We start from the raw sequence: 24,445 nt of genomic DNA, 5'->3' as shown, positions 1-24,445 counted from the left end.
TTGATCGATCCGTTTTTACTTCAGCAACGAGCGCAGCATCCAGGCCGTCTTTTCGTGTGCTTTCAGTCGTCCGGTGACCATATCGGCCGTCCCCTCATCGCCCGCTGCATCTGCGGTCTTGATGGTGCCGCGGGCGGTGTGGGCGGCGATCTCGTGACCCTCGACCAGCTGGTTCACCATCTCCTTCCACTCCGGCGCGCCGGCCTCCTCCTTGATCGAAGTGAGTTTGCCGAACTGGCTGTAGGAGCCCGGCGCGAACACGTCGAGTGTGCGGATGCGTTCGGCGACTTCGTCGGCGGCCAGCCACAGTTCGTTGTACTGGGTCTCGAACATGGTGTGCAGGCTGTTGAACTGCGGGCCGGTGACGTTCCAGTGGAAGCTGTGCGTCTTCAGGTACAGCGAATACGTGTCGGCCAGCAGCTTGGATAGATGCCTGGCGACCCCTTCGCGGTCCTTCCTGGCGATACCGATGGAAATGGCCATGTGCTGCTCCTTCCGGTTTGCGAATGCGTTGTACAGACAGTAGCGGTTCGATCGGTGGCCTGGAAATGAATCCTTCCGATGCCGTTGATAGTTTCAGGCTATCAAGTGAGTGAGTCGCCAGCGGCTATCATGTGCGGCCCGATGAACGATATCCGCATGCCCGCTCCCGACTCCGCCGCCGATCCCGGTTTGCGTAATTTGCGCAAACAACTGGATACGGTCTCCAGCCGTGATTTCGGCCGCCTGCTGGGTCGCTGGCGCACGTTGTCGCGCCGGCCGGACGAGAAGAAGCTGGCAGCGCTGGTCGCGGATATCGAACGTTCTGCCGCCAGACGCCGCGCGCGCGCTGCGGCCAAACCGGTTATCCGGCTGGAAGAGTCGCTGCCGATCAGTGCGCGCGGCGAGGACATCATCAAGCTGATCCGCGAACACCAGGTGGTGGTGATCGCCGGCGAAACCGGTTCGGGCAAGACCACCCAGCTGCCGAAGTTGTGTCTGGCCGCCGGTCGCGGCGAAGCCGGCATGATCGGCTGCACCCAGCCGCGCCGGCTGGCTGCACGGTCAGTGGCGCGCCGCGTCGCCGAGGAGCTGGATACTCCGCTCGGCGACCTCGTCGGTTTCCAGGTGCGCTTCAACGATCAGGTGTCCGAGCGCAGCCTGATCAAGTTTATGACCGACGGCATCCTGCTGGCCGAGACGCAGGGCGATCCGTGGCTGTCCGCCTATGACACCATCATCATCGACGAGGCGCACGAGCGCAGCCTCAACATCGACTTCCTGCTCGGCTACCTGAAACAGCTGGCGCTGAAGCGGCCGGAGCTGAAGATCATCGTCACCTCGGCGACGATCGACACGGCGCGCTTCTCCGAACATTTCGATGGCGCACCGGTGGTCGAGGTGGAAGGGCGTGCGTATCCGGTCGAGCTGCGCTGGCGCTCGCTGGACGAAGTCGCGGCGCGACAGGGCCGCAACAAGGACATGCAGCAAGGCAGCGCAGAACATATCGCCGCGGTGCTGGATGAAATCAGCCATGACGATCCGCGTGGCGATGTGCTGATCTTTCTGCCTGGCGAGCGTGAAATCCGCGACGCACATCTGCTGTTGTCACGCCGGCAGTACCGTGAAACCGAGATCACGCCGCTGTACGCGCGGCTGTCCGCCGGTGATCAGGATCGTGTGTTCAAGCCGGGCATCAAGCGTCGCGTGGTGCTGGCGACCAATGTCGCCGAGACCTCGCTCACCGTGCCGCGCATCCGCTACGTGATCGACACCGGCACGGCGCGGGTGAAGCGTTACAGCCAGCGCAGCCAGCTTGAGCGGCTGCATGTGGAGCCCGTGTCGCAGGCGGCTGCGGACCAGCGCAAGGGTCGCTGTGGCCGCGTGGGTCCCGGCATCTGCTATCGACTGTACGACGAGGCTGATTACGCCAGCCGTGTCGCGTTCACCGATCCGGAGCTGTTGCGTTCGTCGCTGGCGAACGTGATCCTGCGCATGCTGGCGTTGCAGCTGGGCGAGGTGGACGAGTTCCCGTTCCTCGAGGCGCCCGATCCGCGCGTGGTAGCGGACGGTTATCGACGATTGGCGGAAATTTCTGCGATCGACGATGCGCGCAAGCTCACCTCGATCGGCCGCACGCTGGCGCGGTTGCCGATCGACGTGCAGCTGGCACGCATGCTGGTGGAAGGCGAGAAGCTGCATTCGTTGCGCGAGCTGCTGACGATCGTGTCGTTCCTCAGCATCCAGGATCCGCGCGAGCGTCCGTCCGACGCACGCCAGCAAGCCGACGCTGCACATGCTGCGTTCGCTGATCCGAAGTCCGACTTCGTCGGCGTGCTGAACCTGTGGCGTGTGTACCACGACGCGCACGAAGAGCTGACCCAGTCGAAGCTGCGCGACTGGTGTTCGCGACATTTCCTCAGCTTCATGCGCATGCGCGAATGGCGCGAACTGCATCGGCAGTTGTTGCTGGTGGTGCAGGAGTTGGGCTGGAAGCTGGATGGATCGAGCCCTGCGCCGCAAGTCATGGAAAAGAGGGTGGAGCCGAAGGGACATCCTGCTTCGAAACGGAATGGCTCTTCGCGTATCTATCCCGCGCATGAGTCGGCGCCTCCCAAGGCGGCGAGGAGCGAGGACGATGCGAATCGTTTGTACGAAGCGGTGCACCGCAGCCTGCTCGCCGGCCTGCCGACCCAGGTCGGCCGCAAGGACGAGAGGGGCATCTACCAGAGCACGCGTGAGCGCAAGTTCCACGTGTTTCCCGGCTCGGCGTTGTCCAAGGTCCCACCGAACTGGATTTTCTCCGCGCAGATCCTTGATGTCGGTGGCCGCGTGTGGGGCATGATGAATGCGCGCGTGGAGCCGCTGTGGATCGAGCAGCAGGCCGCGCATCTGTTGCGCATGAGTTGCCGCGAGGCGCATTGGTCGAAGAAGCGTGGCTGCGTGGTGGCCTATGAGCAATTGAGCCTGTTCGGGCTGGTGCTGGTGGAGAAGCGTCCGGTGACGTTCCAGCAGCAGGATCCGGCGCTGGCACACGCGATCTTCCTGCGCGAGGCGTTGACCCGTGGCGACATCGACAGTCGCGTAGATTTCGTGCGGGCCAACCAGCGCGTGCTTGAAGAGGCGCAGGGCATCGAGGCGAAGCAGCGTCGCGAAGGACTGATCCGCCACGAGAATGAACTGGTCGCGTTCTTCGAAGGCAAGGTACCCGAAGAGATCGCCAGCAGCCGCGCACTGGACGCGTGGTATCGCAAGGCACGCCCGGCTGAGCAGGCGGCTTTGCGCTGGTCGCTGGATGACGTGATGGTGGGCGGCGCCGGGCTGGATGCGAAGGCGTTTCCGTCAACGCTGGAGTTGTTACCGCTGGCCATGGATGGACGAGTGCCGCGGGCGCAGGATGCGCAAGAGCGGCCCCAACGCTACCGGCTGGAATACCGCTTCGTGCCCGGCGACGAGGCCGACGGTGTGACCTTGCATCTGCCGCTGGCGATGTTGAACGCGTTGCCGGCCGCCCGCTGCGAATGGCTGGTGCCCGGGCTACTTGGCGAGAAGGTGGCAGAGCTGATTCGTGGTCTGCCGAAAGCGCTGCGGCGCAACTTCGTGCCGGCGCCGGATTTCGCGCGTGCCTTCATCGAGGCCGAGCCGCCGCGCGACGAGCCGCTGGCGAAAGCGCTGGCGACATTCCTCAAGCGTGCCACCGGTGTTGACATTGCGGCGGCGGAATTTGCCGGTGTCGAGCTGCCAGCGCATTTCCGCATGCGCTATCGCCTGCACGAAGAGAACGGAAAAACGCTGACCAGCGGCCGTGATCTCGCTGCGCTGCGCGGGCAGTGGGAGGGTCAGGCGCGCGAGGCATTCTCGCGCAAGACCGATATCGAACTGACTCGCGAAGACGTCGCCAGCTGGGACTTCGAGGAAATTCCCGCGCAGGTGCGGTCGGATGGTGGCCTGACGGCGTTCCCTGCGCTGGTCGATCTGGGCGAGGCGGTGGCACTGCGCGTATTCGAGCGTGCCGACGAAGCGCGCGCGGCGCACCGACAAGGCGTCGTGCGCCTGCTGCGCAATGCGCTGGCCGGCGACGCGAAGCAGGCGCGGCGACGCTTGCCGATCGGCAATGCGTTGGCACTGAAATATGCACCGCTGGCCATGGATGGCCGAGTGCCGCGGGCGCAGGGTGCGCAGGAGCGGCCGCTCGGTGGCGTTGAGGGATTGCGCGAGGACCTGCTCGAAGGCGGCTTCAGCGATCTGCTCGACCGGCATGAACTGGATGTGCGTACCGCCGGGACGTTCGAGGCACTGCGTTCGCAATGTTCACGCGAGTTGTTTGCTGCCGGTGTCGAGCGCTTGAAGCTGGCCGAGCCGATCATCGAGGCGCAGGCCGAACTGAAGCCATGGCTGCAGCCGCCGCTGCTGGGTTTCGCCCGTGCCAGTTACGACGACCTGCGCGAGCAGTTCGATGCGTTGCTCACACCGGGGTTCCTGCGCGAACTGTCGCCGGCGCGACTGGTGCACTACCCGCGTTACCTGAAGGCGATGCGTTTGCGTGGCGAGCGGCTGCGCCAGGATCCGGCAAAAGACCAGCAGCGCATGCTGCAGGTCATGCCGTACTGGCGAGCATATCTGCAGCATCGTGCCGCCGGTACCAGCGCGGCAGATTTGGCCGAGCTGCGCTGGTTGATCGAGGAGTGGCGTGTGTCGCTGTTCGCACAGGAGCTGAAGACCGCCGAGCCGGTATCGGCCAAGCGGCTGGCGAAGGCGCTGGCTGCGCTGGCCTGAACTACGCGGTCAATGCACCCGTTCGACGTGCGCGTCGCCGTTGCAACCATCCACGTACATCAGCCAGCTGCCCATCAGTGACGGCTTGAGCTTGACGAGCGGATGGTCTGCGCTCATGCAGGAAGGCGCGTCGGAGCTGACCTGTTTCCACACCTGGCCATTGTCCAGGGTGAACTCGTCCTGGCCATGCCAACCGCTGAAGTGCCCCACGATATGCGCGTTGAATTTGACGCGTTCGCTTTTGTCGGCATAGAACACGGGCTTGCCATTGGTATCGACCAGCTTGGTGGTGACCTTGCCGTGTGTACTCAGCCAGCTGTCGAGGTTGGCCAGTTCCTGTGGCGACAGCTTGTCCAGTCCGGCAGCCTTGAACTCGGCGTCACTCATGCGTTGCTGCAGGCCATTGGCCTGTTGGGCATGCAAGGACAGGGAGCACAACGGCAGCGCCAGCAGCAAGGACAGGATCAGGTGACGTGGGCGGATCGGCATGGGTGAATCCTCTGGGCACGATGGGCGGTGGAACGGAATGATGGGCGATTCTGCGCGGTAAACCGTCTCCAAGCCAAGCATCGCGGCCGGTTCGTCCGTGCAACGGCTGCCGGTGCATGGCTGCGGCTACCATAGAGACCTATACCGGACACCTAGTCTCATGGCCCGTGCCGTCAAATCCTCCAGCTTGCTGCAATGGCACGATCGTGCCGGCATCCCCTCGCCGCTACTGGCCGAGGCGCTGCAGGCGTGCGTAGCGCAGCCGGTGCCCGAAGCCGAGTGCTGCGACGTGCTGGACCTGCTCGGCATGCTCGGTTGCGATGCACAGACCCAGGCCGCGGCGCTGTGGTTCGAGCTGGCGCGGGTCGATCCAGTGCTGTGGGCAGCGAAAGCTCCGACCCTGCCGGCAGAACTGCAGCGGTTGGTCGGCGGACAGCAGGCGGCCGAACAGGTGTGGGCGCTGCATGCGCAACGTTCGCCTGATGGCGCTGCGGAAGGTTTGCGGCGGCTGTTGCTGGCGATCGTGCGCGATCTGCGCGTGGTGTTCGTGTTGCTGGCGCGCCAGCTGGCGCGGATGCGCGCGGTAGCAGCGCTGCCGCCGGAACAGAGCGCGGCGCTGGCGCGGCTGACCCGCGACATCCATGCGCCGCTGGCGAACCGGCTCGGTATCTGGCAGCTGAAGTGGGAGCTTGAGGATCTGGCTTTCCGCTTTCTGCAACCGGAAACCTACCAGCGCATCGCGAAGCTGCTGGACGAACGCCGTGCCGATCGCGAAGGCTTCATCCGCGATTCGCTGGCGGAATTGAAGGAGGCGCTGGATGCGGCCGGCATCCCTGCCGAGTTGGCCGGGCGGCCCAAGCACATCTATTCGATCTGGAAGAAGATGCAGCGCAAGGCGCTGGATTTTTCCGACCTGTACGACATCCGCGCAGTGCGCGTGCTGGTCGACAACGTGACCGACTGCTACGCCGCGCTGGGCGTGGTGCACGCACGCTGGCCGCATCTTCCGGACGAATTCGACGACTACATCGCACGACCCAAGGGCAACGGCTACCAGTCGCTGCATACCGCCGTGCTGGGCCCCGCCGGACGCACGCTCGAGGTGCAGATCCGCACCCACGAGATGCATCGTGCGAACGAGCTGGGCGTGGCTGCGCACTGGCGTTACAAGGAAGGCGGCAGCGCCGATGCGGAGTTCGAGGCGAAGATCGCCTGGATGCGCAAGCTGCTGGAGCCGCGCGGCGAGGATGACAGCGCGTTGGCCGCCGACCTGCACACCGAGCTGCTGGAAGACCGTGTCTACCTGTTGACGCCCAAGGGCGAGGTATTCGATCTGGCGCGCGGGGCCACGGTGCTGGACTTCGCCTATCTGGTGCACACCCAGGTCGGTCATCGCTGCCGCGGCGCCAAGGTCAACGGCCGCATCGTGCCGCTGACGTTCCAGCCGCAGAGCGGCGACCGTGTGGAAATCCTCACCACCAAGGTGGCCGATCCCAGCCGGGACTGGTTATCGCCGCATCACGGTTATCTGCACACGGCGCGAGCGAAGGACAAGGTGCGCGCGTGGTTTCACCGAATCGCCCAGGACACCAATCTCGCGGTCGGCCGCGGCATGTTCGAGCGCGAACTGAAGCGCCTGGCGCTGTCGACCGCGGACGTGGCGAAACTGCCGGCATACTTCCACCTGAAGAACCATGACGAATTGCTGATCGCGCTGGCGCTGGGCGAGATCACGTCGGGCCAGATCGCCCGCGTGCTGCAGGAGGCGGCGCAGCCGGCGGAGCCAGCGCCGTCGGTTGCGCCGGTCGGCGCACGCGCGAGCGCGCCCGAGCACGGCGCACTCAGCATCGAGGGCATTGGCAACCTGTTGACTACGCTGGCGCGCTGCTGCCAGCCGTTGCCGGGCGATCGGGTGCGTGGCTTCATCACCCGGGGGCGTGGCGTGTCGGTGCATCGTGCCGATTGCGGCAGTCTGGCGCGCTTGGCGCGGCGTGACCCGGATCGGGTGATCGAGGTCAGCTGGGGGCGCTCCGCGAGCCAGGCCTACGAGGTCGACATCGAGCTGCGTGGCTATGACCGCAAGGGCCTGCAGAAGGATGTCACGGGCGTGATCAGCAACGCCGGTACCCACATCATTGCCTCGTCCAGCCGGCTGATGGCGAACACCGGCGAGGTGGAGATGCGCTTCACCCTGCGAGTGCGCGATTTCGACCAGCTGTCGACCTTGTTCGGCAGGTTGCTGGCATTGCCGAACGTGGTCGATGCGCGACGTATCGGCGTCGGCTGAACTACTCGACACCTTCACGAGTCTCAATCTGGACAGCTATGCCGTCAGGCCAGCGCGCAGGCGCCTGCAGCGCAAGCTGAACGCCCGCTCCAGCGACGCGAAGTGCGCCGACGGCCCGATGTTAAGCTGCATCCGTTGCTTTCACAGACATGGATCATGAGCGGACGCCGAGACCAGCACGACGCGGATTCACACGGTCGCACCGAACCCACCCTGGGTGATCTCGATCACCTGGATGCGCCGCCGCGCGCGCCATTACCATTAAATGATGGCCTGCCGCAGGTGACGGTCGAGCCGCGCCATGGGCGCACGCGGACGACACCGCCGCCACGCCGGGGCGGTCGACGTGGTTGGTTGGTTCCATTGTTGCTGGTGCTGGTCATCGCGTTGGTCGCCGGGTTGTGGTTTAGCCAGAATCGCCTGCGCGGCATGTTGCCGCGTACCGATTTCAACAACGTGCTGGGGCAGGCGCAGCAGGCGTTGCAGGCTGGCCATCTGGATGGCCAGGACGGCACCAGTGCACGCGAGCTGTTCCAGGCCGCGCTGGCACTGGAGCCGGACAACGACGGTGCCCGTGATGGCCTGCACCAGGTGGGTCAGGCCGAACTGTCACAGGCCGATGCGGCGCTGCAGGCAGGCAAGCTTGACCAGGCGGCACAGCAGGCCGGCGTAGCCCGTGAACTGCTCGGCGGCGGCAGCGACATCGACCGGCTCGATCACGCGATCAGCAGTGCGCGCACTGCACAGGTGCAGACCGTGGATCTGGTCGGCCGTGCCCAGCAGGCCCTGGCGGCTGGCCAGTTGGAGGGACCGCAGGGTGCCGGCGCGCTGTACAAACAAATGTTGCAGGCTGATCCCAGTAACGCGGTGGCATCACACGGACTGGATCAGGTGGGCGACGCGCTGGCCGCGCAGGCGCGCAAGGCATTCGATGCGAACGACAGCGCAAAAGCGAGCACCATTGTCGAACAACTCGCTGCGCTGCAACCGAACAATGGCGCATTACCGGCATTGCGCGCACAGCAGGCGCAGGTGCAACAGCAGGACAGCAGCGCACTGGATGCCGCACTCAGGCAGGGTCAGGATGCGCTGCGCGCAGGCCGCATCGGCGGCTCCGGCGACGATACCGCGCTGGCCCACTACAAGGCTGCGCTTGCGCTGGATCCGGACAATGCACAGGCCAAAGCTGGCCTCGGTGATGTGGCGGAGGCGCTGACCGTACAGGCGAGTGCGGCGATCGACGCCGGTGACACGGCGCAGGCCGGCCAGCTGCTCGATCAGGCTGCAGCGCTGGCGCCGAAGTCGGCTGACCTCGCGGCAGCGCGTGCGCGCCTGACCAGTGCCGTACAGGCACCAGCAGTTGCCACGGCGACTCCATCCGATGATGGAGTCGCTCCCGCAGCAGCATCGCTATCGCCCGAACAGGCCGCGGCGGTGGCAACGCTGGTGCAGCGCGCGCAGATCGCCACCAGCAATGGCGACATCATGATGCCGCCCGGCGACAGCGCATATGACCTGTATCGCAGCGCGCTGGCGATCGACGGCAACAATGCGGCCGCCCAGCAGGGATTGCAGGCGCTGCCTGGCCAGGTCGAGCAGCAATTCAACCAGGATCTCGCCAGCGGCAAGCTGGGGCCGGCCAACGACATGCTGGCCAACCTCGCCGATCTGGCGCCGGGCGATGCCTCGCAGGTGGCGCTCAGCAACCGGCTGGCATCGGCATGGCTCGATCAGGCCGAGCAGCAGTTGTCGAGCGGCGATCGCGTGGGCGCCTCGCAGTCGCTTGAGCGGGCCCGCAAGCTGGCACCGACTCACCCGCGCGTGCTGGACCTGAGCGCACGCCTGCAGGCCAGCCAGTGAGCGCGGAATGACGGTACTGGTTCTTGGCGGCAGCAGTCAGATCGGTCACTTCCTGCTGCCACGGCTGCAAGCCAGTGGCGAGCATGTGCTGGCGCTCAGTCGCCACCCACGACCGCTGCAGACCGGCGTGGACTGGCTGCAGGGCGCGCTGCCCGATGCCGTGCCGGAGCTGCCGCCGTTGTCGGCAATCATCAGCTTCGGGCCGCTGTGGGCACTGGCCGCATGGTTGGCGCAGGCCCCGCTGCGCGACGCACCACGGGTGATCGCCACCAGTTCGATGAGTGCCGAGACCAAGCGTGATTCCAGCGTGCCGGCCGAGCGCGAGATCGCACGCCAGTTGCGTGACGGCGAGGCCGCATTGGCCGCAGCCTGCGCCCGCCACGGCTGCGCCTGGACAGTGCTGCGGCCGACCTTGATCTATGGAGCCGGGCTGGACAAGAGCCTGACCCCGATTGCGCGTCGGGCGATGCGCCTGCGGCTGTTCCCGCTGCCGGCCGGCCATGGTCTGCGCCAGCCGGTGCATGCGGACGATATTGCGCAGGCGGTGCTGGCCGCGCTGGAGTGTCCGACGGCGGCAGGGCGAATCCTGCCGATCGGTGGCGGCGAGCGTCTGCCGGCCGCGGAAATGTTTGCGCGGGTACGTCGCAGCCTGTCGCGACCTACCGTCCCGCTACCGCTGCCGGCATGGCTGTTGCGGCTGGGCCAGCGTGCACTGCCGCCGTTGCGAGGCCCGCTGAACCGGCTGGATGCCGACCTGATTGCGGACAACGGGGAACTGCAACGATTGCTCGGCATCAACCCTCGTCCGTTCCGGCCCGAGTCCACGATGTGGATGCCGTCGCCATAGCGACACCCGCCACATTGCCCGCGTTCTGCCCCGAAACCGGCCGCGGCGTTCATTTGCCCGCCGGGGTGCAGGCCCTATGATCGAAACACTTTGCTGCCGGATTCACCCACGTTGGATTTCCTGACCCGTCTAGGTTTGTTCGCGCGCCGTTGCTGGCCATGGGTGCGCATCCCGTTCTGGATCGGCATGGGCCTGTTGCTTGGCTTCGTGCTGCCGTACACGCTGGTGCTGAACAAGCGCGTGCAGGATCGTTTCAACGATCTGGTATTCGCGGTGCCCACCCGCGTCTACGCGCGCCCGCTGCCACTGGCCGCCGGCATGCCGATGACACCGGCTGCGCTGGAGCTGGAGCTGACCTTTGCCGGCTACAGCAACGACGGTCATGGCGAGGTGGCCGGCAGCTGGGTGAAGCAGGGCACGCGCTACACCATCGTCTCGCGTGGCTACGCCGGCCCCGATGGCGGCGAGTTGCCCAAACGCATTCGCGTGACGCTGGGCAACGGCACCGTGCAGCAGGTGCAGGACACCGCTGGCGACAAGAACATCGCGCTGGCGCATCTGGATCCGGCGCGCATCGCCACGCTGTATGGCGCCAGCCAGGAAGAACGTCGGTTCGTGCATCTGGCTGATGTGCCGCCGCTGTTGCTGAGTGGCCTGCAGGCAGTCGAGGACCGTGACTTCAAGCATCACATCGGCATCGATTTCAGCGCGATTCTGCGCGCCGCGTTCGCCAACATGCGTGCGGGGCATACCGTGCAGGGTGGTTCCACGCTGACCCAGCAGTTGGTGCGCAACCTGTTCCTGAGCCGCGACCAGAATTTCACGCGCAAGATCAATGAAGCGCTGATGTCGATGCTGTTGGAGGCGCACTACAGCAAGGGACGCATTCTCGAGGCCTACGTCAACGACGTCTTCCTCGGTCAGCAGGGCGACCAGGCGGTGCATGGGTTTGCTGCAGCGTCGGAGTTCTACTTCGGGCGCCGGCTGGAGGACTTGCGTCCGCAGGAGATCGCGCTGCTGGTCGGCATGGTGAAGGGGCCGAGCTATTACGATCCACGCCGTGCACCGGACCGTGCGCTGACCCGGCGCAACCTGGTACTGCAGGAATTCGCCAATACCGGCCTGCTCACCGCCGCGCAGACCAATGCTGCGCAAGCCACGCCACTGGACGTTGTCAACAACGGCCAGCTGCCGCATAACCGCTTCCCGGCGTTCATGCAACTGGTGCGCACGCAGATCACCGCCGATTTCGACGATGAGACCCTGAGTCAGGGCAACCTGTCGGTATTCACCACGCTCGATCCGGCCGCCCAGCTGTACACCGAGCAGGCGATCACCAGCGCCATGAAAAGCCTCGGCAAGCGTGCCGACATGCTGCAGGCGGCAGCGGTCGTGACCAATGCGCAGACCGGCAGCGTGCTGGCCGTGGTCGGTAGCAAGATTCCGGGCGACCAGGGTTTCAATCGCGCGCTCGATGCGCGCCGTCCGGTCGGTTCGACGATAAAGCCGTTCGTCTACCTGGTGGCGCTGACCGAACCGCAGCGCTGGAATCTGGCCAGCCTGCTCGATGACAGTCCGCTCAGCATGCGCCAACCCGACGGCAGCGCGTGGACGCCGCAGAATGACGACAACCAGAGCCACGGCCAGGTACCGATGGTCGATGCGCTGGCGCATTCGTGGAATATCGCCAGCATTCGCCTGGGCCTGGCCGTGGGCTTGCCGCGGATCAAGTCATTCCTCGAATCGTTCGGCCTCACCAACGTCAATCCCGGTCCCTCGCTGCTGATTGGTGCGATCGATCTGGCGCCGCTGCAAGTGGCGCAGTTGTATCAATACCTGGCGGCTGACGGCCACGCCTTGCCGCCGCTGGCGGTGAGCGGTGTTGTCGACGGCAACGGTCGCACCATCAAGCGCTATCAGGTGCAGGGTGGCAACGGCGAATACCAGGACGCGGTGCACCTGACCACTTGGGCGATGCAGCAGGTGGCGCTGCGCGGCACCGCCAGCGCGATCGGCAGTTCCGGGCTGGCGTGGCTGCATGCCGCTGGCAAGACCGGCACCAGCAACGACACCCGCGATAGCTGGTTTGCCGGCTTCACCGGCGAGCATCTGGCGGTGTTCTGGATGGGTCGCGACGACAACAAGTCGACCGGCCTGTTCGGCGCTACTGGCGCGCTGCGCGCCTGGCGCGAACTGTTCGCCAAGTTGCCGACCCAGCCGCTATCCGCCGCGCCGGCTGCGGGACTGGAAATGGCCTGGATCAACCCGGCCGACGGCAAGCGTACCGAGTCGCAGTGCGAAGGTGCGCTGCAGGTGCCGGTGATTGCCGGCACACTGTCCAGTGATACCGAAGGCTGTTTCTGGCAAGGTGTGCAGAGCCTGTTCGGTGGCGGCGAGCATCCAGCGTCTGCCGCCAGCGTTGCGCCTGCCGCAACCGACACACCCATCCGGAATTGACTATGCTGCATTCCTCGAAGCAATTATTCGTATTTCCCATCCTGCTGGCCGTCAGCTTGCTCGCCGGTTGCAGTCAGACGCAGGCGCCGGTCAAACCGACCGTCGTGCCGGATCAAGACATGATTGGTGCGATCCATGCCGCCGGTGATCGCGAAAAATCCGTCATCGACGTCAACCCGCTGCGCGATCCCGGTGTCAGCGCATTGCAGGACGCGGCAAAGAACGATGAGCAGGCCGGCCGCTACGCAGACGCGGCAGTCAAGCTCGACCAGGCACTCAAGCTCAGCCCGGACTCACCCGACCTGCTGCAGGACCGCGCCGAGATCGCGATACGCCTGAAGGATTTTGCCGGTGCCGAAAGGTTCGCCCACCAGTCATGGTCACTCGGTCCCAAGCTCGGCCCGTTGTGCGCACGCAACTGGCAGACCATCGTGGAGATGCGCCTGCAGGCCGGTGACGAGGCCGGTGCCGACACCGCACGCAAGTGGGTACCGCATTGTCACAAGGCGGGCGTGCCGCGGTATTGAGTTGTGGATGCCTGCAATCAGCGGCCATTATTCGTTCGCTATTTGTCGATGTGCTGACGCAGCCCTGCGCTGAGTTCACGCAGGTTGCCGCGATACAGCCATAGGACTCCACACAAGCCATACAGAGAAAGTGAGGCTGGCAAATTGGCGTCGCGCATCAGATGGAGCGCGACGGGGCTCCTATAATGCCAATAGAGCCAGTAACAACCATCGACACTGAACCAGGTGACGAACAGCATCGCGGGCCAGAGCTTCCAGCGGCGTTCGAGAATGACCCGCAGTGACCATGGTGCGGTCACGTAGGTGAGGGTGGCCATGATCAGGCTGATCGGAATGTCCCAGTCGGGCGCCCGATAGTAGAACGCGCCTGCCACCAGCAAGGCGATGCCACCCGCGAGCGTCAGCAGCTTCCAGGGCCTGCAGTATTCGCTCAATGGCAGCCCCATGTTTTCTGGTAGCCGATGCACGAAGCAGGTTGTCAGAACAGTACTGTCAACAGCAACACGATGCCGACGATGCTTCCTGCCCAGATCAGGGTGCGCAAATAAGGGATGCCCGCGGCATAGACCGGCACATAAGCCAGGCGTGCCCAGAAATAGAGTTGCGCACCGAGCACGGTCATGCCGCTGTGAAGTTGCAGCAGGTGGGCGATCAGTACGACGGCGACGAAGAACGGAAAGGTCTCCAGGAAATTGGCGCGGGCACGATCCAGTCGGGCGGTGACGCCGGTCAGCGGTGGCGCGATGCCATCGCGTGCACCGGCGGCCCAGCCCAGTCCGCGTTGATTGGTCGAACAGGTTGCGGCAAGCGCAATCTGCACCAGTCCAAGCACAGCACTCCATACCAGCATGGTCAGTTCGGTCGTCATGATGTGTTCCCCGTGGTGGTGTTGGCATGGTGAACCTTTGCGATTGCCCGTGCCAGTGGGCAGCCTGGTTTGCCGCGCTGGCCCACTCGGCCATACTTGATGGATGACTGATCTTGATGACACTGGATCCGACGACACTGGCGCCCTGCTTGGTGCGGATGGCCCGTTCGCGCGTGAGCTGCCGAACTTCGCGCCGCGCCTGGCGCAGCAGGCGATGGCGCGCGCGGTGCAACACGCGATCACCGGGCGCGACACGCTGATTGCTGAAGCCGGCACCGGCACCGGCAAGACGTTCGCCTATCTGGTGCCGGCGCTGTTGTCGGGCGAGCGGGTGATCATTTCCACCGGCACCAAGACGCTGCAGGACCAACTGTATTTTCGCGATCTGCCGAAAGTGCGTTCGGTGCTGGGCGCGCGGCTGAAGACGGCGCTGCTGAAAGGGCGCGCGAATTACCTGTGCCTGTACCGGCTCGACCAGACCGTGCGTGAGGGCGCCACCTACGAGCGCGCGCAGGCGGCGCAGCTGGCGACGATCCGGGCGTGGTCGGCGCGCACGCGCCGCGGCGACCGGATGGAGCTGGCCGAGGTACCGGAAGAATCACCGCTGTGGCCGCGTGTTACCTCTACTCCGGAAAACTGCCTCGGCGCGGAGTGTCCGTTCTTCGACGACTGCCATGTGGCGAAGGCGCGCCGCGAGGCCATGGAGGCAGACGTGGTGGTGGTCAATCACCATCTGTTGTTTGCCGATCTGGCGCTGAAGCAGGAAGGCTTCGGCGAAATCCTGCCGGGCGCGGCAGCCTTCATCCTGGATGAGGCGCACCAGATTCCCGAACTGGCCGGGCAGTTCTTCTCGCAAAGCATCAGTGCGCGCCAGCTGACCGAGCTGGCGCAGGACGCGCTGACCGAATGCAACGGCATCACCGGCGCGATCGGGCTGCTGCTGGAGCCGGTCGAAGCGCTGCAGGATGCATTGCGCAAGCTGCGGCTGGCGATGGATGCGTTGCCGTCGCGCGGCGCGTTCCAGCAACTGGAAGACCGCACCGGTGTGCGCGAGTCGCTGCATGACCTGCGTGAACTGCTCGCCACGCTGGCCGAACTGCTCGCCTCGCAGGCCGAGCGTTCGCGCGGCTTCGCCAACCTGCACGAACGGGCCGAGTTATTCACCGGACGGCTGGATCGCATCGTCGAGTCACACGGTGATCGTGATGTGCGCTGGTACGAGACGTTTCCACGTGGCTTCGCGCTGTATGCCACGCCGCTGGATCTGGCGGTGCCGATGCGCGGTCTGCGCGAGCGCACCCATGCAGCGTGGATCCACACCTCGGCCACGCTGTCGGTGGCCGGCAACTTCGATCATTTCGCGCGCCAACTCGGGCTGGACGATCCACAGACGCTGAGTCTGGAAAGTCCGTTCGACTATGCGCGACAGGCGCTGTGCTATCTGCCGTCCGGCCTGTCCGATCCGAACGCACGCGATTACACCGAGCAGGTGATCGAGGCGGTGTTGCCGGTGCTGCACGCCTCGAACGGTCGCGCGTTCCTGCTGTTCACCTCGCATCGTGCGCTGCGTCGGGCGGCCGAACTGCTGCAGGACAAGGTGCCGTGGCCGCTGTTCGTGCAGGGCACCGCACCGCGGCCGCGACTGCTGGAGGAGTTCCGTGCCAGCGGCCATGGCGTATTGCTGGGTGCGGCGAGTTTCTGGGAAGGCGTCGACGTGGTCGGCGAGGCGCTGAGCGTGGTGGTGATCGACAAGCTGCCGTTCGCCGCACCCGATGATCCGGTGCTGATGGCGCGGCTGGAGGCACTGGAAGAATCCGGCATCAACCCATTCATGGGCTGGCAGGTGCCCAGCGCGGTAATCGCACTGAAGCAGGGCGCCGGCCGACTGATCCGCGACGTGCATGATCGCGGTGTGCTGGTACTGTGCGATCCGCGGCTGACCACCAAGGGCTATGGCAAGCTGTTCCTGGCCAGCCTGCCGCCGATGCCGCGCACGCGCGAACTGGCAGATGTGCGGGCATTCTTCGATGATGCGTCCGTCGCTGCGACCGAGCAGGTCGCAGGGCAGTAGCGGCACGCATGGTGGCGCGGTCAGCGACCGATGATCGCCATGTTCCCTTCGTCGTGGCGCTCGCCGACGGCTGGTGTGAGTTTGTTCAGCCGCTCGATCTGCCCGGCGCTCAGTGCAATGCGGTCGGCGGCAGTGTTCTCCTCGACGCGGGCGACACGCTTGGTGCCGGGAATCGGGGCAATGTCATCGCCCTGTGCGAGCAGCCAGGCCAGAGCGATTTGTGCCGGTGTCGCTCCCACCTCGGCGGCCACGGCCTTGACCTCGTCAACGATGCGCAGGTTGCGCTGGAAGTTCTCGCCGGTGAAGCGCGGGTTGGTCTTGCGCCAGTCGTCGTCGGAGAGTTGCTCGGGGGAGCGGATCTCGCCGGTGAGGAAGCCGTGGCCGAGCGGTGAGTAGGGAACGAAGCCGATGCCCAGTTCGCGCAATAGCGGCAGCAATTCCAACTCCGGGTCGCGGGTCCACAGGGAGTATTCGGTTTGCAGCGCGGCGATCGGGTGCGTGGCATGGGCACGACGGATCGTGGCAGGGCCGGCCTCGGATAGGCCGAGGTAACGGACCTTACCCTCGGCGACCAGCTCGGCCAAGGCGCCGACGGTATCCTCGATGGGGGTGTTCGGGTCCACCCGATGCTGGTAGTACAGGTCGATATGATCGGTGCCCAGCCGTTTCAAGGAACCCTCGATCGCGACGCGGATGTTCGCCGGGCTGCTGTCGAGCACTCCAGGGCCGCCGCTGGCATGCGAGACGAGACCGAACTTCGTCGCCAGCACGACCTGATCGCGACAACCTCTGATGGCCCGGCCGACCAGCTCCTCGTTGATGTAGGGACCGTAGATCTCGGCGGTGTCGAGGTGGGTGACGCCCAGCTCGAACGCGCGGTGGATGGTTCGGATGGACTCGGCGTCGCTGCCCGCGCCGATGTTGTAGTAGCCGGCCATCGACATGGCGCCGAGACCTATACGGGAGACGTCAAGTCCGCCGATCGAGATGTGCTTCATGGTGATTGGCTCCGGTTTTGATGTGGCCAGTGTCGGCGCACCGGGCAACGAACGTTTGCCGGATTTGCCGATGTTCTTGCCCAAAACGCCGATTAACGCTCAGAAGTACGCGCGTGCTGCATCGATGGGTGCTACGTTTGACTCGTCGAAAAACTCGCATAAACCCCTATGAATAAGCCATCTGCGCAGAATGCTGCTGGAGTCCCGGCCCTCTACCGGCTGGCGCGCGCCGTCGCGCATATTGCCCAACTCGACGGTGATCACGCGACCGCCATTCCGGCGCTGACCGTCCACCGTCGCAAGGCGCCGACAGAGCCGCTGCATTGCATCTACGGCCTCGGTCTGGGCGTGATCGCGCAGGGACACAAGCAGGTGATGCTTGCGGATGAGGTGATCGACTACAGCCCCGGCCAGTCCATGCTGACCACCATCGATCTTCCCGTCGTCTCGCACGTCACGCGGGCCAGCCTGCGGGAACCGTTCCTTGGCCTCGTACTGACGCTTGATGCCCGTCACATCACGCAACTGGCTTCCGAGATGGACACGGCCCAGCGCCCGCGCGAGCGGGCCTTCCAATCCATCTCGATCGAACCGCTGGACGAAGCCCTGGTCGACGCGCTGATCCGATTGGTTGAAGTGCTGAACGAGCCGGCCCTGGTGTCTTCGCTGGCGCCCCTGATCCAGCAGGAGATCACCATCCGCTTGCTGGCCGGCCCGCACGGTGCGCAGCTGCGGCATCTCGTCGCTGTCGGATCCCCTCGCCAGCAGATCGCGAAAGCCGTCACTTGGCTCAAGCAGAACTTCACACAGGCGTTGCATGTGGACGAGCTGGCTGATCGTGCACACATGAGCCCATCCACCTTCAGGCAACACTTTCGCGCTATTACAGGCATCAGCCCGTTACAGTTCCAGAAGCAGCTGCGCCTGCAGGAAGCGCGGCAATTGATGCTCAACCAGAACCTTGACGCGAGTAACGCCGGTGGACTCGTGGGTTATGAAAGCCCCTCCCAGTTCAGTCGCGAATACAGCCGCCTGTTCGGCTCGCCACCCCAGCGGGACGTCAGGCGCATGCGGCTGGTCTAGTCTCGCTTTTCGAGATGTGACCATCACCCAAACGTGCGAGCGGCTTCAGCCGCAATGCTTCTCAGGCGGGTACGATAGGCAACGCAGCCGCGGCCGAAGCCGCCCGCACAAAAACAGCATGTGTATGGAGGCAAGCGATGGCCAAGGCAATCGGACTCGGCGGAATCTTCTTCAAGTCGCGCGACCCGGTGGCACTCAGCGCGTGGTACGCGAAGCATCTGGGCCTGCCTCTCGAAGACTGGGGTGGCGTGCGTTTCGACGAGGATGCTGCACGTCCCGGCTCCACGTTGTGGGCACCGTTCGCCGCCGACACCGGTTACTTCGCGCCGAGCACGCAGCCGTACATGATCAATTTCCGCGTGGACGATCTCGATGCGTTGCTTACGCAGCTGCGCGCCGCCGGAGTCACGGTGGACGAACGCACGGACAATAACGAACTCGGCCGCTTCGGCTGGATCATGGATCCGGACGGCACGCGGATCGAGCTGTGGCAGCCGCCGGCCTGAAACATCAGTCCAGGGCTGCGCCGAAGCGATGCTCGCGCGGCAGGTAGTGATGCTGCGGGTCCAGTGAAGCGACCACATAGCGTGAGCGCCCGACGATTTCGTTGCGCGGGAAGAAGCCGAAATAGCGCGAATCCATGCTGTTGTCGCGATCATCGCCCAGCAGAAGATACTGACCTGCGGGCACTTTTGCCGGTCCGAAGCTGCTGGTTGGGCTGGGCCAATTCACCGACAGCCGTATCGCGTGGCGCATGTCGCCGTAGCGTTCGATTTCGTAATGCGCCGGATTCTTCAGGTCGTCGTGGATGCCGCTATAGCTGCCCAGGGCATAGCTGGCTGCGTGGCCGTTGATATAAAGCACGTTGCTGCGCATCGCCACTTCATCGCCGGGCAGTCCTATCACCCGCTTCACCAGCCGCTCGTTGGCGGCGTGCGAATCCAGCACCACGATGTCGCCGCGTTGCGGGTCGGCCAGATGCAGCAGCGAGATATGGGTCAGCGGCAGGCGGATGTCGTAGGCCGCCTTGTCGACGAGGATGCGGTCGCCGATCTTGATGGTGGGCTGCATCGAGCCGGTCGGCACCACGTTCCAGTCAGCCACCGCGCTGCGGAACATGATCATGCACAGCATGAAGGTGATGAAGCCCTTGTTGCGGGTCAGAAACTTCGCCATCGCGTGCATGGAATCCCCTGCCTCGGTTGGATGGAACGCATGGCGCCGGTTTCGGCACGATGCAGTTACCTGCCAAAGGGTGACCATGCAAACCGCGCGAAGTTGCACGAACCTGCCCACCCCGACTGGAGTGCAAACAGCGTAATGCCATGCCGCGGTCAGCAAGTGGCCTGTCCTTGCCCGACATGCCGCCGCTGCGGCTGCTGTCATCGATGCTCCATTCCAGGGAGTGCGATCCGATGAATGCATGGACACAGACGGTGACGGCCAAGGTGCTGGGTATCGGCGTGCTGGCGTTGCTGATGACGATACCGCTATTGCAGGTGAGCGGACTGGTGCACGAGCGCCAGCAGTTGCGCGAGACGGCGATTGCGCAGATCGCGCAGGGTTGGGGCGGGGTACAGGTGCTGGGTGGCCCGGTGCTGACGGTGCCGACGCTGCATCAGGTGACGGTGGCGGATAACCAGCCACCGCAATGGCGCACCGGCAGCGAAAGCATGCTGGCCGACACATTGACTACGGACGTGTCGCTGGCGGTGCAGATGCGCCGCTACGGCATCTACGACGCGCCGGTGTTCGTCGCGACGGTGAAACTGGACGGCAGCTTCCGGGCGGAAGATCTGGCGCAGTTCAAGCAGGCCAGCAACGCACAGTGGCAGGGCAGCAAGGCCGAGCTGCGGCTGCCTATCAGCGATCTGCGCGGGTTGCAGGAAATCAGCGAATTGCGCATCAACGGCAGACCGACACGCTTCGATTCGTCGGCCGACCGTCTCGGCCAGTGGCCGAACGTGGTGGTGCCGATCGATCTGGACGCACTCGGCAACCAGCCGATCCATGTCGAGATCAGTCTCAAGCTGGCCGGCACCGAGTCGCTGCAGTTGCTGCCACTGGCGCGCAGCACCGACGTGACGATGCGCGCGCCATGGCGCGACCCGAGCTTCGTCGGCGCGGCACTCCCGCTGGAGCATCAGCTCGACGCGAAGGGGTTCAGCGCGCACTGGCACCTGCTCGATCTCAACCGCAGCTATGGCCAGCACTGGACGGATGATGGCGATGGCATGGACAAGTCGCTGCAGGCATCTACGTTCGGCGTGCAGTTGTACCAGCCGGTCGATGTCTATCAGCGCAATGAGCGTGCGGGTAAATACGGGCTGCTGTTCATCGCGATGACCTTCGTCGCGTTTTTCCTGTTCGAGGTACTCAAGCGACTGCGCGTACACCCGGTGCAATACCTGCTGGTCGGCGCCGCACTGGCCACCTTCTACGTGGTGCTGCTGGCGCTGTCCGAGCAGATCGGCTTCGGTGCGGCGTATGCGGTGGCTGCCGCGGCCGTGGTGCTGATCATTGGCGGATACGCGACGGCGGTGTTGCGTGCGCGCCGGGCCGGCCTGCTGCTGGGCGGCGTGATCGCGTTGATCTACGCGATGCTGTACGGGCTGATCGCGGCCGAACAGTACGCGCTGTTGATCGGCGCGCTGGTGTTGCTGGTGATGGTCGCGCTGATGATGTACCTGACCCGCCGCATCGACTGGTACGCGTACGTACCGATGACATTGGAGCCGGTTGTACCGCCGCCGGCTCCGCCAGCCGCTATCATGGTGCAACCATGAACCTGCTCGCGATCGAAACCGCCACCGAAGCCTGCTCCGTCGCCCTGATCCACGGCGACGAACTGATCGCGCGCAGCGAGATCGCGCCACGCCGGCACACCGAGCTGGTGCTGCCGATGGCCGATGCCTTGCTCGCCGAAGCCGGCATCGGCCGACATGCGCTGGACGCGATCGCCGTGGGCCGTGGCCCCGGTGCATTCACCGGCGTGCGGCTCGGCGTGTCACTGGCGCAGGGTATGGCGTTGGCGCTGGACCTGCCGGTGATCACGATTTCATCGCTGGCCGCGCTGGCGCTGGAAGCGCCGGAAGAGGAAGGCACGGCGATCCTCGCCGTGATCGATGCGCGCATGGGCGAGATCTACGCCGCCTGTTACCGCCGCGACGACAACGGCGGATTGATCGCGCTGGACGACGAACGCATCTGCACTGCCGATACCCTGCAGTTACCGCAAGCCGCCGCATGGCAGGTCGTCGGCAGCGGCTGGGCCACCTATGCCACGGTATTGTGCGAGCGCCTTACCGGCACCCTGCATTCGGCCGATGGCCTGCGCTATCCACAGGCTGCGCATGTTGCGGAGTTGGCGCTGCGCGAATTCAGAGCCGGTCGCGCGCAGGCACCGGAGCTGGCGTTGCCGGTGTATCTGCGTGACAAGGTAGCGCTTACTCTGGTGGAGCAGGGCAAGGCTTGAGTTTTTTCGCTCCCTACTGTGGGGGAGCTGGATGTTGCTTTTGCCAAGGTCGTATTGCTGGGATAAATACACCGAAGTTCCGCTTTCGGTGGCAGACTCAACCGCTGAGCGCAACTCAAAATAATCATTGGCCAAGACGTGTCGACGACATGTCCTCAGAAAATGAACATCCGTCATTACACTGAATTTTCATCAAAGGCGACATCGTGCGACTCACCCCGACCATTGCGGTGTTGCTGACCATCTGGGCCTCTATCGCCTTCGCGGCCGAGCCGTGTCAAAAAATTCATGGACGCATGATTCTCTATACGGCAGACGGCCAACTCCGTCTATGGCACATCGGGACCCACCACGAATTTGAGCCGGATTACGATGGTAGCGACCAAGGTTCATCTTGGGATAAAGCGGTCGATCTGCTGAAGTCGGGAAATGATGACGCCGGAGCCGCGGGTGACAATGCCCTGTTCGCAGATTTCTTGGTGTGTCCAACGAAACCGCTGCAGAAAGGAGCTGTCCAGCCCGCGGTCATACGCGGCATGATCCATCCCCATGTAGTGCCTCGCGACCAAGATGGAGAAGGTCGGTAGGCCGTGAATGTCCGCTCCTGGCTGCGAGAGCTGACATGCAGAAAGAGGCACTACGCAATCGGCAAATGAGTTGAGTAATGTCGGACAGCCAGGCGTCGTCACATCTGCCCGATCACCAACTGCACCAGCAAACTGCTCACTGACACGGCAATCCACACGCCCAGACCCAGCAGGATCGGTCGTGCACCGCTCGCAGCCATCCGACGCAGGTTGGCTGACAGACCAATCGCGGTCAGCGCCACGATGATCAGGAATTCCGCCAGCAGGTGGATTGCCGGCTGGATGACGATGGGGATCAGCCCGGCGGTGCGCACTGCCGAGGCAATCAGAAACCACAGGATGAACCACGGGAAGATGCTGGCGAGGCTGAAATGGCCGACGCTGCCTTCCTGCTTGTGCCGGCGCTTTTCGCGGGCGGCGACCACGAAGGCCAGCACCAGGCAGACCGGGATGATCAGGGTGGCGCGGGTCAGCTTGACGATGGTGGCGTAGTCGCCCGCGGCGTGGCTGTAGCTGTAGCCGGCGGCGACCACCGACGAGGTGTCGTTGATCGCCGTGCCGGCCCACAGGCCGAAGCCCATGTCGGACATGTGCATCAGGTGGCCGAGCAGCGGGAACAGCAGCACCGCGACCAGGTTGAACAGGAAGATGGTGGAGATCGCGAACGCGGTGTCGTGGTCGTCCGGTCGGATGATCGGGGTGACCGCGGCAATTGCCGAGCCGCCACAGATTGCGGTGCCCACGCCGATCAGGATCTTCAATTTGTCGTGCACGCCGAGCCAGCGCCCGAGCAGCCACGCGGCGAGGAAGGCCACGGTCATCGTCACCAGGGTCACCGACAGTGATTCGAGGCCGGTCTTCGCCACCTGGCTGAGGCTGAGTCCGAAACCCAGTGCGATGATCGACCACTGCAGCACGTACTTGCCGGCGAACACGATGCCTGGCTGGTAACGCTCGCCTGGAGACAACAGGTTACGCACGAGGATGCCGAGCACGATACCGATCACCGGACCGCCGATCAGCGGCGCGTAACGTCCCAGCACCATGGCCAGCACACCAATTGCCACCGCCAGCAACAGGCCCGGTGTGCGCATGCGCATCGTGGGGTGGGTAAGGGCAGCAATGGATGACGCGTTCATGCATGGGCTCCGGCAATGGCGTCATTGTCCGCGCCCACATCCATCAGGAAAATTTGGAATATCTGATGATATGTATAAGATAGGCTGATGATCAACATCAGCCCGCGCCAGCTTCAGGTATTCGTGCAGATCGCGCTGCACGGCAGCGTGCGTGCCGCCGCCGAGCGGCTGCACCTGACCCAGCCCGCCGCCAGCATGGCGCTGGCGGAAATGGAGCGGCAGCTGGATGCGCCGGTATTCGCGCGCGAGCGCGGCCGACTGCGCCTGAACGCGCGTGGCCGCGAACTGCTGCCACTGGCGCAGGAGCTGCTGGAGCGGCATGCCGAATTCGGTCGCCGTGGCAGTGACGACGGCATGGCGTTGGGCGGCGAATTACGCATCGGCGCCAGCAACACCGTGGGCAATTACCGCGTCGGTGAACTGCTTGGCGCGTTTGTGCGTGCCCATCCGCAGGTGGCGATCCGCCTGCGCGTGGCGAATACCGAAGCGATTGCTGCCGGCGTCCTCGATCACAGCCTGGATATCGGTTGTGTCGAAGGGCCGGTGACCCATCCCTTGCTGGAAGTGCGGCCGTGGCGCGATGACCTGCTGGTGGTATGCGCGCCGCCGGAGCACCCGCTGGCGCGCAGGCGCAGCCTGAAGCCGGCGGATTTTGCCGGCGCCCGCTGGGTGCTGCGTGAACCTGGTTCGGCCACGCGTGCGATCAGCGAGCGCGTGCTGGCGCAGCTGCCGCCCGGTGAAACCGTGCTTGAACTCGACCAGATCGAGGCGATCAAGCAAGTCGTGGTGGCCGGGCTCGGCATTGCCTGCCTGCCGGCGGTGGCAGTCGTCGATGCACTGGCGACGGGGCGACTGAAGGCATTGAAAACCCCGTTCCTCGACCTGCGCCGCAAGCTCTCGTTATTGCTGCACCGGCAGAAATACCGCGGCACTTTGCTGGATGCGTTTCTAGACGGCACCGATCTCGACGGCACTGGCTTCGGCCGCTGAGTAAAGGCTTGA

21 protein-coding genes are annotated in these 24,445 nt (G+C 64.7%); 14 read left to right on the top strand and 7 right to left on the bottom strand.

The features are described from left to right. Positions 1-15: 15 nt before the first annotated feature. Entirely contained in the window at positions 16-483 is a 468-nt protein-coding gene (locus tag GSQ75_RS15065; protein WP_158755661.1) for a Dps family protein, read from the bottom strand. 141 nt (positions 484-624) lie between these two features. Here GSQ75_RS15065 and hrpA point away from each other — a divergent pair, with 141 nt between their 5' ends. Next, on the top strand, positions 625-4,755 hold the full coding sequence (gene hrpA, locus GSQ75_RS15060) for an ATP-dependent RNA helicase HrpA (RefSeq protein ID WP_158755660.1): 4,131 nt from the start codon (positions 625-627) through the stop codon (positions 4,753-4,755). A gap of 9 nt (positions 4,756-4,764) precedes the next feature. Here the strand turns inward: hrpA and GSQ75_RS15055 are convergent, their stop codons facing one another. Then, the gene (locus GSQ75_RS15055) at positions 4,765-5,244 is read right to left on the bottom strand and encodes a hypothetical protein (protein WP_158755659.1); all 480 of its coding nucleotides are present in this window, start codon (positions 5,242-5,244) and stop codon (positions 4,765-4,767) included. A gap of 160 nt (positions 5,245-5,404) precedes the next feature. On the opposite strand from GSQ75_RS15055, the gene GSQ75_RS15050 reads away from it, so the two are divergent. The 5 genes from GSQ75_RS15050 to GSQ75_RS15030 all read left to right on the top strand — a co-directional run bounded on the left by GSQ75_RS15050 (position 5,405) and on the right by GSQ75_RS15030 (position 13,222). Continuing rightward, complete coding sequence (locus GSQ75_RS15050) at positions 5,405-7,531, top strand: bifunctional (p)ppGpp synthetase/guanosine-3',5'-bis(diphosphate) 3'-pyrophosphohydrolase (RefSeq protein WP_158755658.1); 2,127 nt, start codon at positions 5,405-5,407, stop codon at positions 7,529-7,531. 156 nt (positions 7,532-7,687) lie between these two features. Further along, the gene (locus GSQ75_RS15045) at positions 7,688-9,391 is read left to right on the top strand and encodes a hypothetical protein (RefSeq protein WP_158755657.1); all 1,704 of its coding nucleotides are present in this window, start codon (positions 7,688-7,690) and stop codon (positions 9,389-9,391) included. Positions 9,392-9,398: 7 nt separating this feature from the next. Beyond that, a complete protein-coding gene (locus GSQ75_RS15040) occupies positions 9,399-10,238 on the top strand; it encodes an NAD(P)H-binding protein (RefSeq protein WP_158755656.1) in 840 nt (279 codons plus the stop codon). Between the two features lie 111 nt (positions 10,239-10,349). Then, positions 10,350-12,695, top strand: coding sequence for a penicillin-binding protein 1B (mrcB, locus tag GSQ75_RS15035; protein WP_158755655.1), 2,346 nt, complete (start codon positions 10,350-10,352; stop codon positions 12,693-12,695). A 2-nt stretch (positions 12,696-12,697) separates the two neighbouring features. Next, the gene (locus GSQ75_RS15030) at positions 12,698-13,222 is read left to right on the top strand and encodes a tetratricopeptide repeat protein (protein WP_158755654.1); all 525 of its coding nucleotides are present in this window, start codon (positions 12,698-12,700) and stop codon (positions 13,220-13,222) included. Between the two features lie 38 nt (positions 13,223-13,260). On the opposite strand, the gene GSQ75_RS15025 is transcribed toward GSQ75_RS15030, so the two are convergent. After that, on the bottom strand, positions 13,261-13,668 hold the full coding sequence (locus tag GSQ75_RS15025; RefSeq protein WP_158755653.1) for a hypothetical protein: 408 nt from the start codon (positions 13,666-13,668) through the stop codon (positions 13,261-13,263). 32 nt (positions 13,669-13,700) lie between these two features. Continuing rightward, complete coding sequence (locus tag GSQ75_RS15020; protein ID WP_158755652.1) at positions 13,701-14,090, bottom strand: MAPEG family protein; 390 nt, start codon at positions 14,088-14,090, stop codon at positions 13,701-13,703. 103 nt (positions 14,091-14,193) lie between these two features. On the opposite strand from GSQ75_RS15020, the gene GSQ75_RS15015 reads away from it, so the two are divergent. After that, positions 14,194-16,161 (top strand): ATP-dependent DNA helicase, encoded by a 1,968-nt coding sequence (locus GSQ75_RS15015; protein WP_158755651.1) that lies wholly within the window; start codon positions 14,194-14,196, stop codon positions 16,159-16,161. Between the two features lie 20 nt (positions 16,162-16,181). On the opposite strand, the gene GSQ75_RS15010 is transcribed toward GSQ75_RS15015, so the two are convergent. Beyond that, positions 16,182-17,159, bottom strand: coding sequence for an aldo/keto reductase (locus GSQ75_RS15010; RefSeq protein ID WP_158755650.1), 978 nt, complete (start codon positions 17,157-17,159; stop codon positions 16,182-16,184). Between GSQ75_RS15010 and GSQ75_RS15005 the strand changes: the two genes are divergently transcribed. The 3 genes from GSQ75_RS15005 (at position 17,158) to GSQ75_RS14995 (ending at position 18,748) form a co-directional block, all read left to right on the top strand. After that, on the top strand, positions 17,158-17,331 hold the full coding sequence (locus GSQ75_RS15005; protein ID WP_158755649.1) for a hypothetical protein: 174 nt from the start codon (positions 17,158-17,160) through the stop codon (positions 17,329-17,331). The two genes, GSQ75_RS15010 and GSQ75_RS15005, sit on opposite strands and share 2 nt — an antisense overlap. Next, a complete protein-coding gene (locus GSQ75_RS15000; RefSeq protein WP_158755648.1) occupies positions 17,328-18,242 on the top strand; it encodes an AraC family transcriptional regulator in 915 nt (304 codons plus the stop codon). The genes GSQ75_RS15005 and GSQ75_RS15000 overlap by 4 nt, the downstream gene beginning before the upstream one ends. 137 nt (positions 18,243-18,379) lie before the next feature. Next, positions 18,380-18,748 carry a VOC family protein gene (locus tag GSQ75_RS14995; RefSeq protein WP_158755647.1) on the top strand — a complete coding sequence of 123 codons (369 nt, stop codon included), beginning with the start codon at positions 18,380-18,382 and terminating at the stop codon, positions 18,746-18,748. A gap of 4 nt (positions 18,749-18,752) precedes the next feature. On the opposite strand, the gene lepB is transcribed toward GSQ75_RS14995, so the two are convergent. Further along, positions 18,753-19,418: a signal peptidase I gene (lepB, locus tag GSQ75_RS14990; protein WP_254058597.1), complete on the bottom strand. Its 666-nt coding sequence runs from the start codon at positions 19,416-19,418 to the stop codon at positions 18,753-18,755. 239 nt (positions 19,419-19,657) lie between these two features. On the opposite strand from lepB, the gene creD reads away from it, so the two are divergent. From creD to GSQ75_RS14975, 3 genes are all read left to right on the top strand, one after another. After that, positions 19,658-21,028 carry a cell envelope integrity protein CreD gene (gene creD, locus GSQ75_RS14985; protein WP_158755645.1) on the top strand — a complete coding sequence of 457 codons (1,371 nt, stop codon included), beginning with the start codon at positions 19,658-19,660 and terminating at the stop codon, positions 21,026-21,028. Next, positions 21,025-21,717: a tRNA (adenosine(37)-N6)-threonylcarbamoyltransferase complex dimerization subunit type 1 TsaB gene (gene tsaB / locus GSQ75_RS14980; RefSeq protein WP_158755644.1), complete on the top strand. Its 693-nt coding sequence runs from the start codon at positions 21,025-21,027 to the stop codon at positions 21,715-21,717. Before creD ends, tsaB begins: the two co-directional genes overlap by 4 nt. Before the next feature lie 206 nt (positions 21,718-21,923). Beyond that, complete coding sequence (locus tag GSQ75_RS14975; protein WP_158755643.1) at positions 21,924-22,304, top strand: hypothetical protein; 381 nt, start codon at positions 21,924-21,926, stop codon at positions 22,302-22,304. Positions 22,305-22,402: 98 nt separating this feature from the next. Here GSQ75_RS14975 and GSQ75_RS14970 read toward each other — a convergent pair whose 3' ends face one another. Next, positions 22,403-23,443, bottom strand: coding sequence for a YeiH family protein (locus tag GSQ75_RS14970; RefSeq protein WP_158755642.1), 1,041 nt, complete (start codon positions 23,441-23,443; stop codon positions 22,403-22,405). Positions 23,444-23,530: 87 nt separating this feature from the next. Between GSQ75_RS14970 and GSQ75_RS14965 the strand changes: the two genes are divergently transcribed. Further along, entirely contained in the window at positions 23,531-24,433 is a 903-nt protein-coding gene (locus tag GSQ75_RS14965; RefSeq protein ID WP_158755641.1) for a LysR family transcriptional regulator, read from the top strand. Positions 24,434-24,445 lie beyond the last annotated feature (12 nt).

This window comes from Dyella sp. S184 (assembly GCF_009766065.1).
In the GTDB taxonomy this organism is placed as follows: Bacteria; Pseudomonadota; Gammaproteobacteria; order Xanthomonadales; family Rhodanobacteraceae; genus Rhodanobacter.
This window is presented reverse-complemented; position numbering and strand designations above follow the sequence as displayed.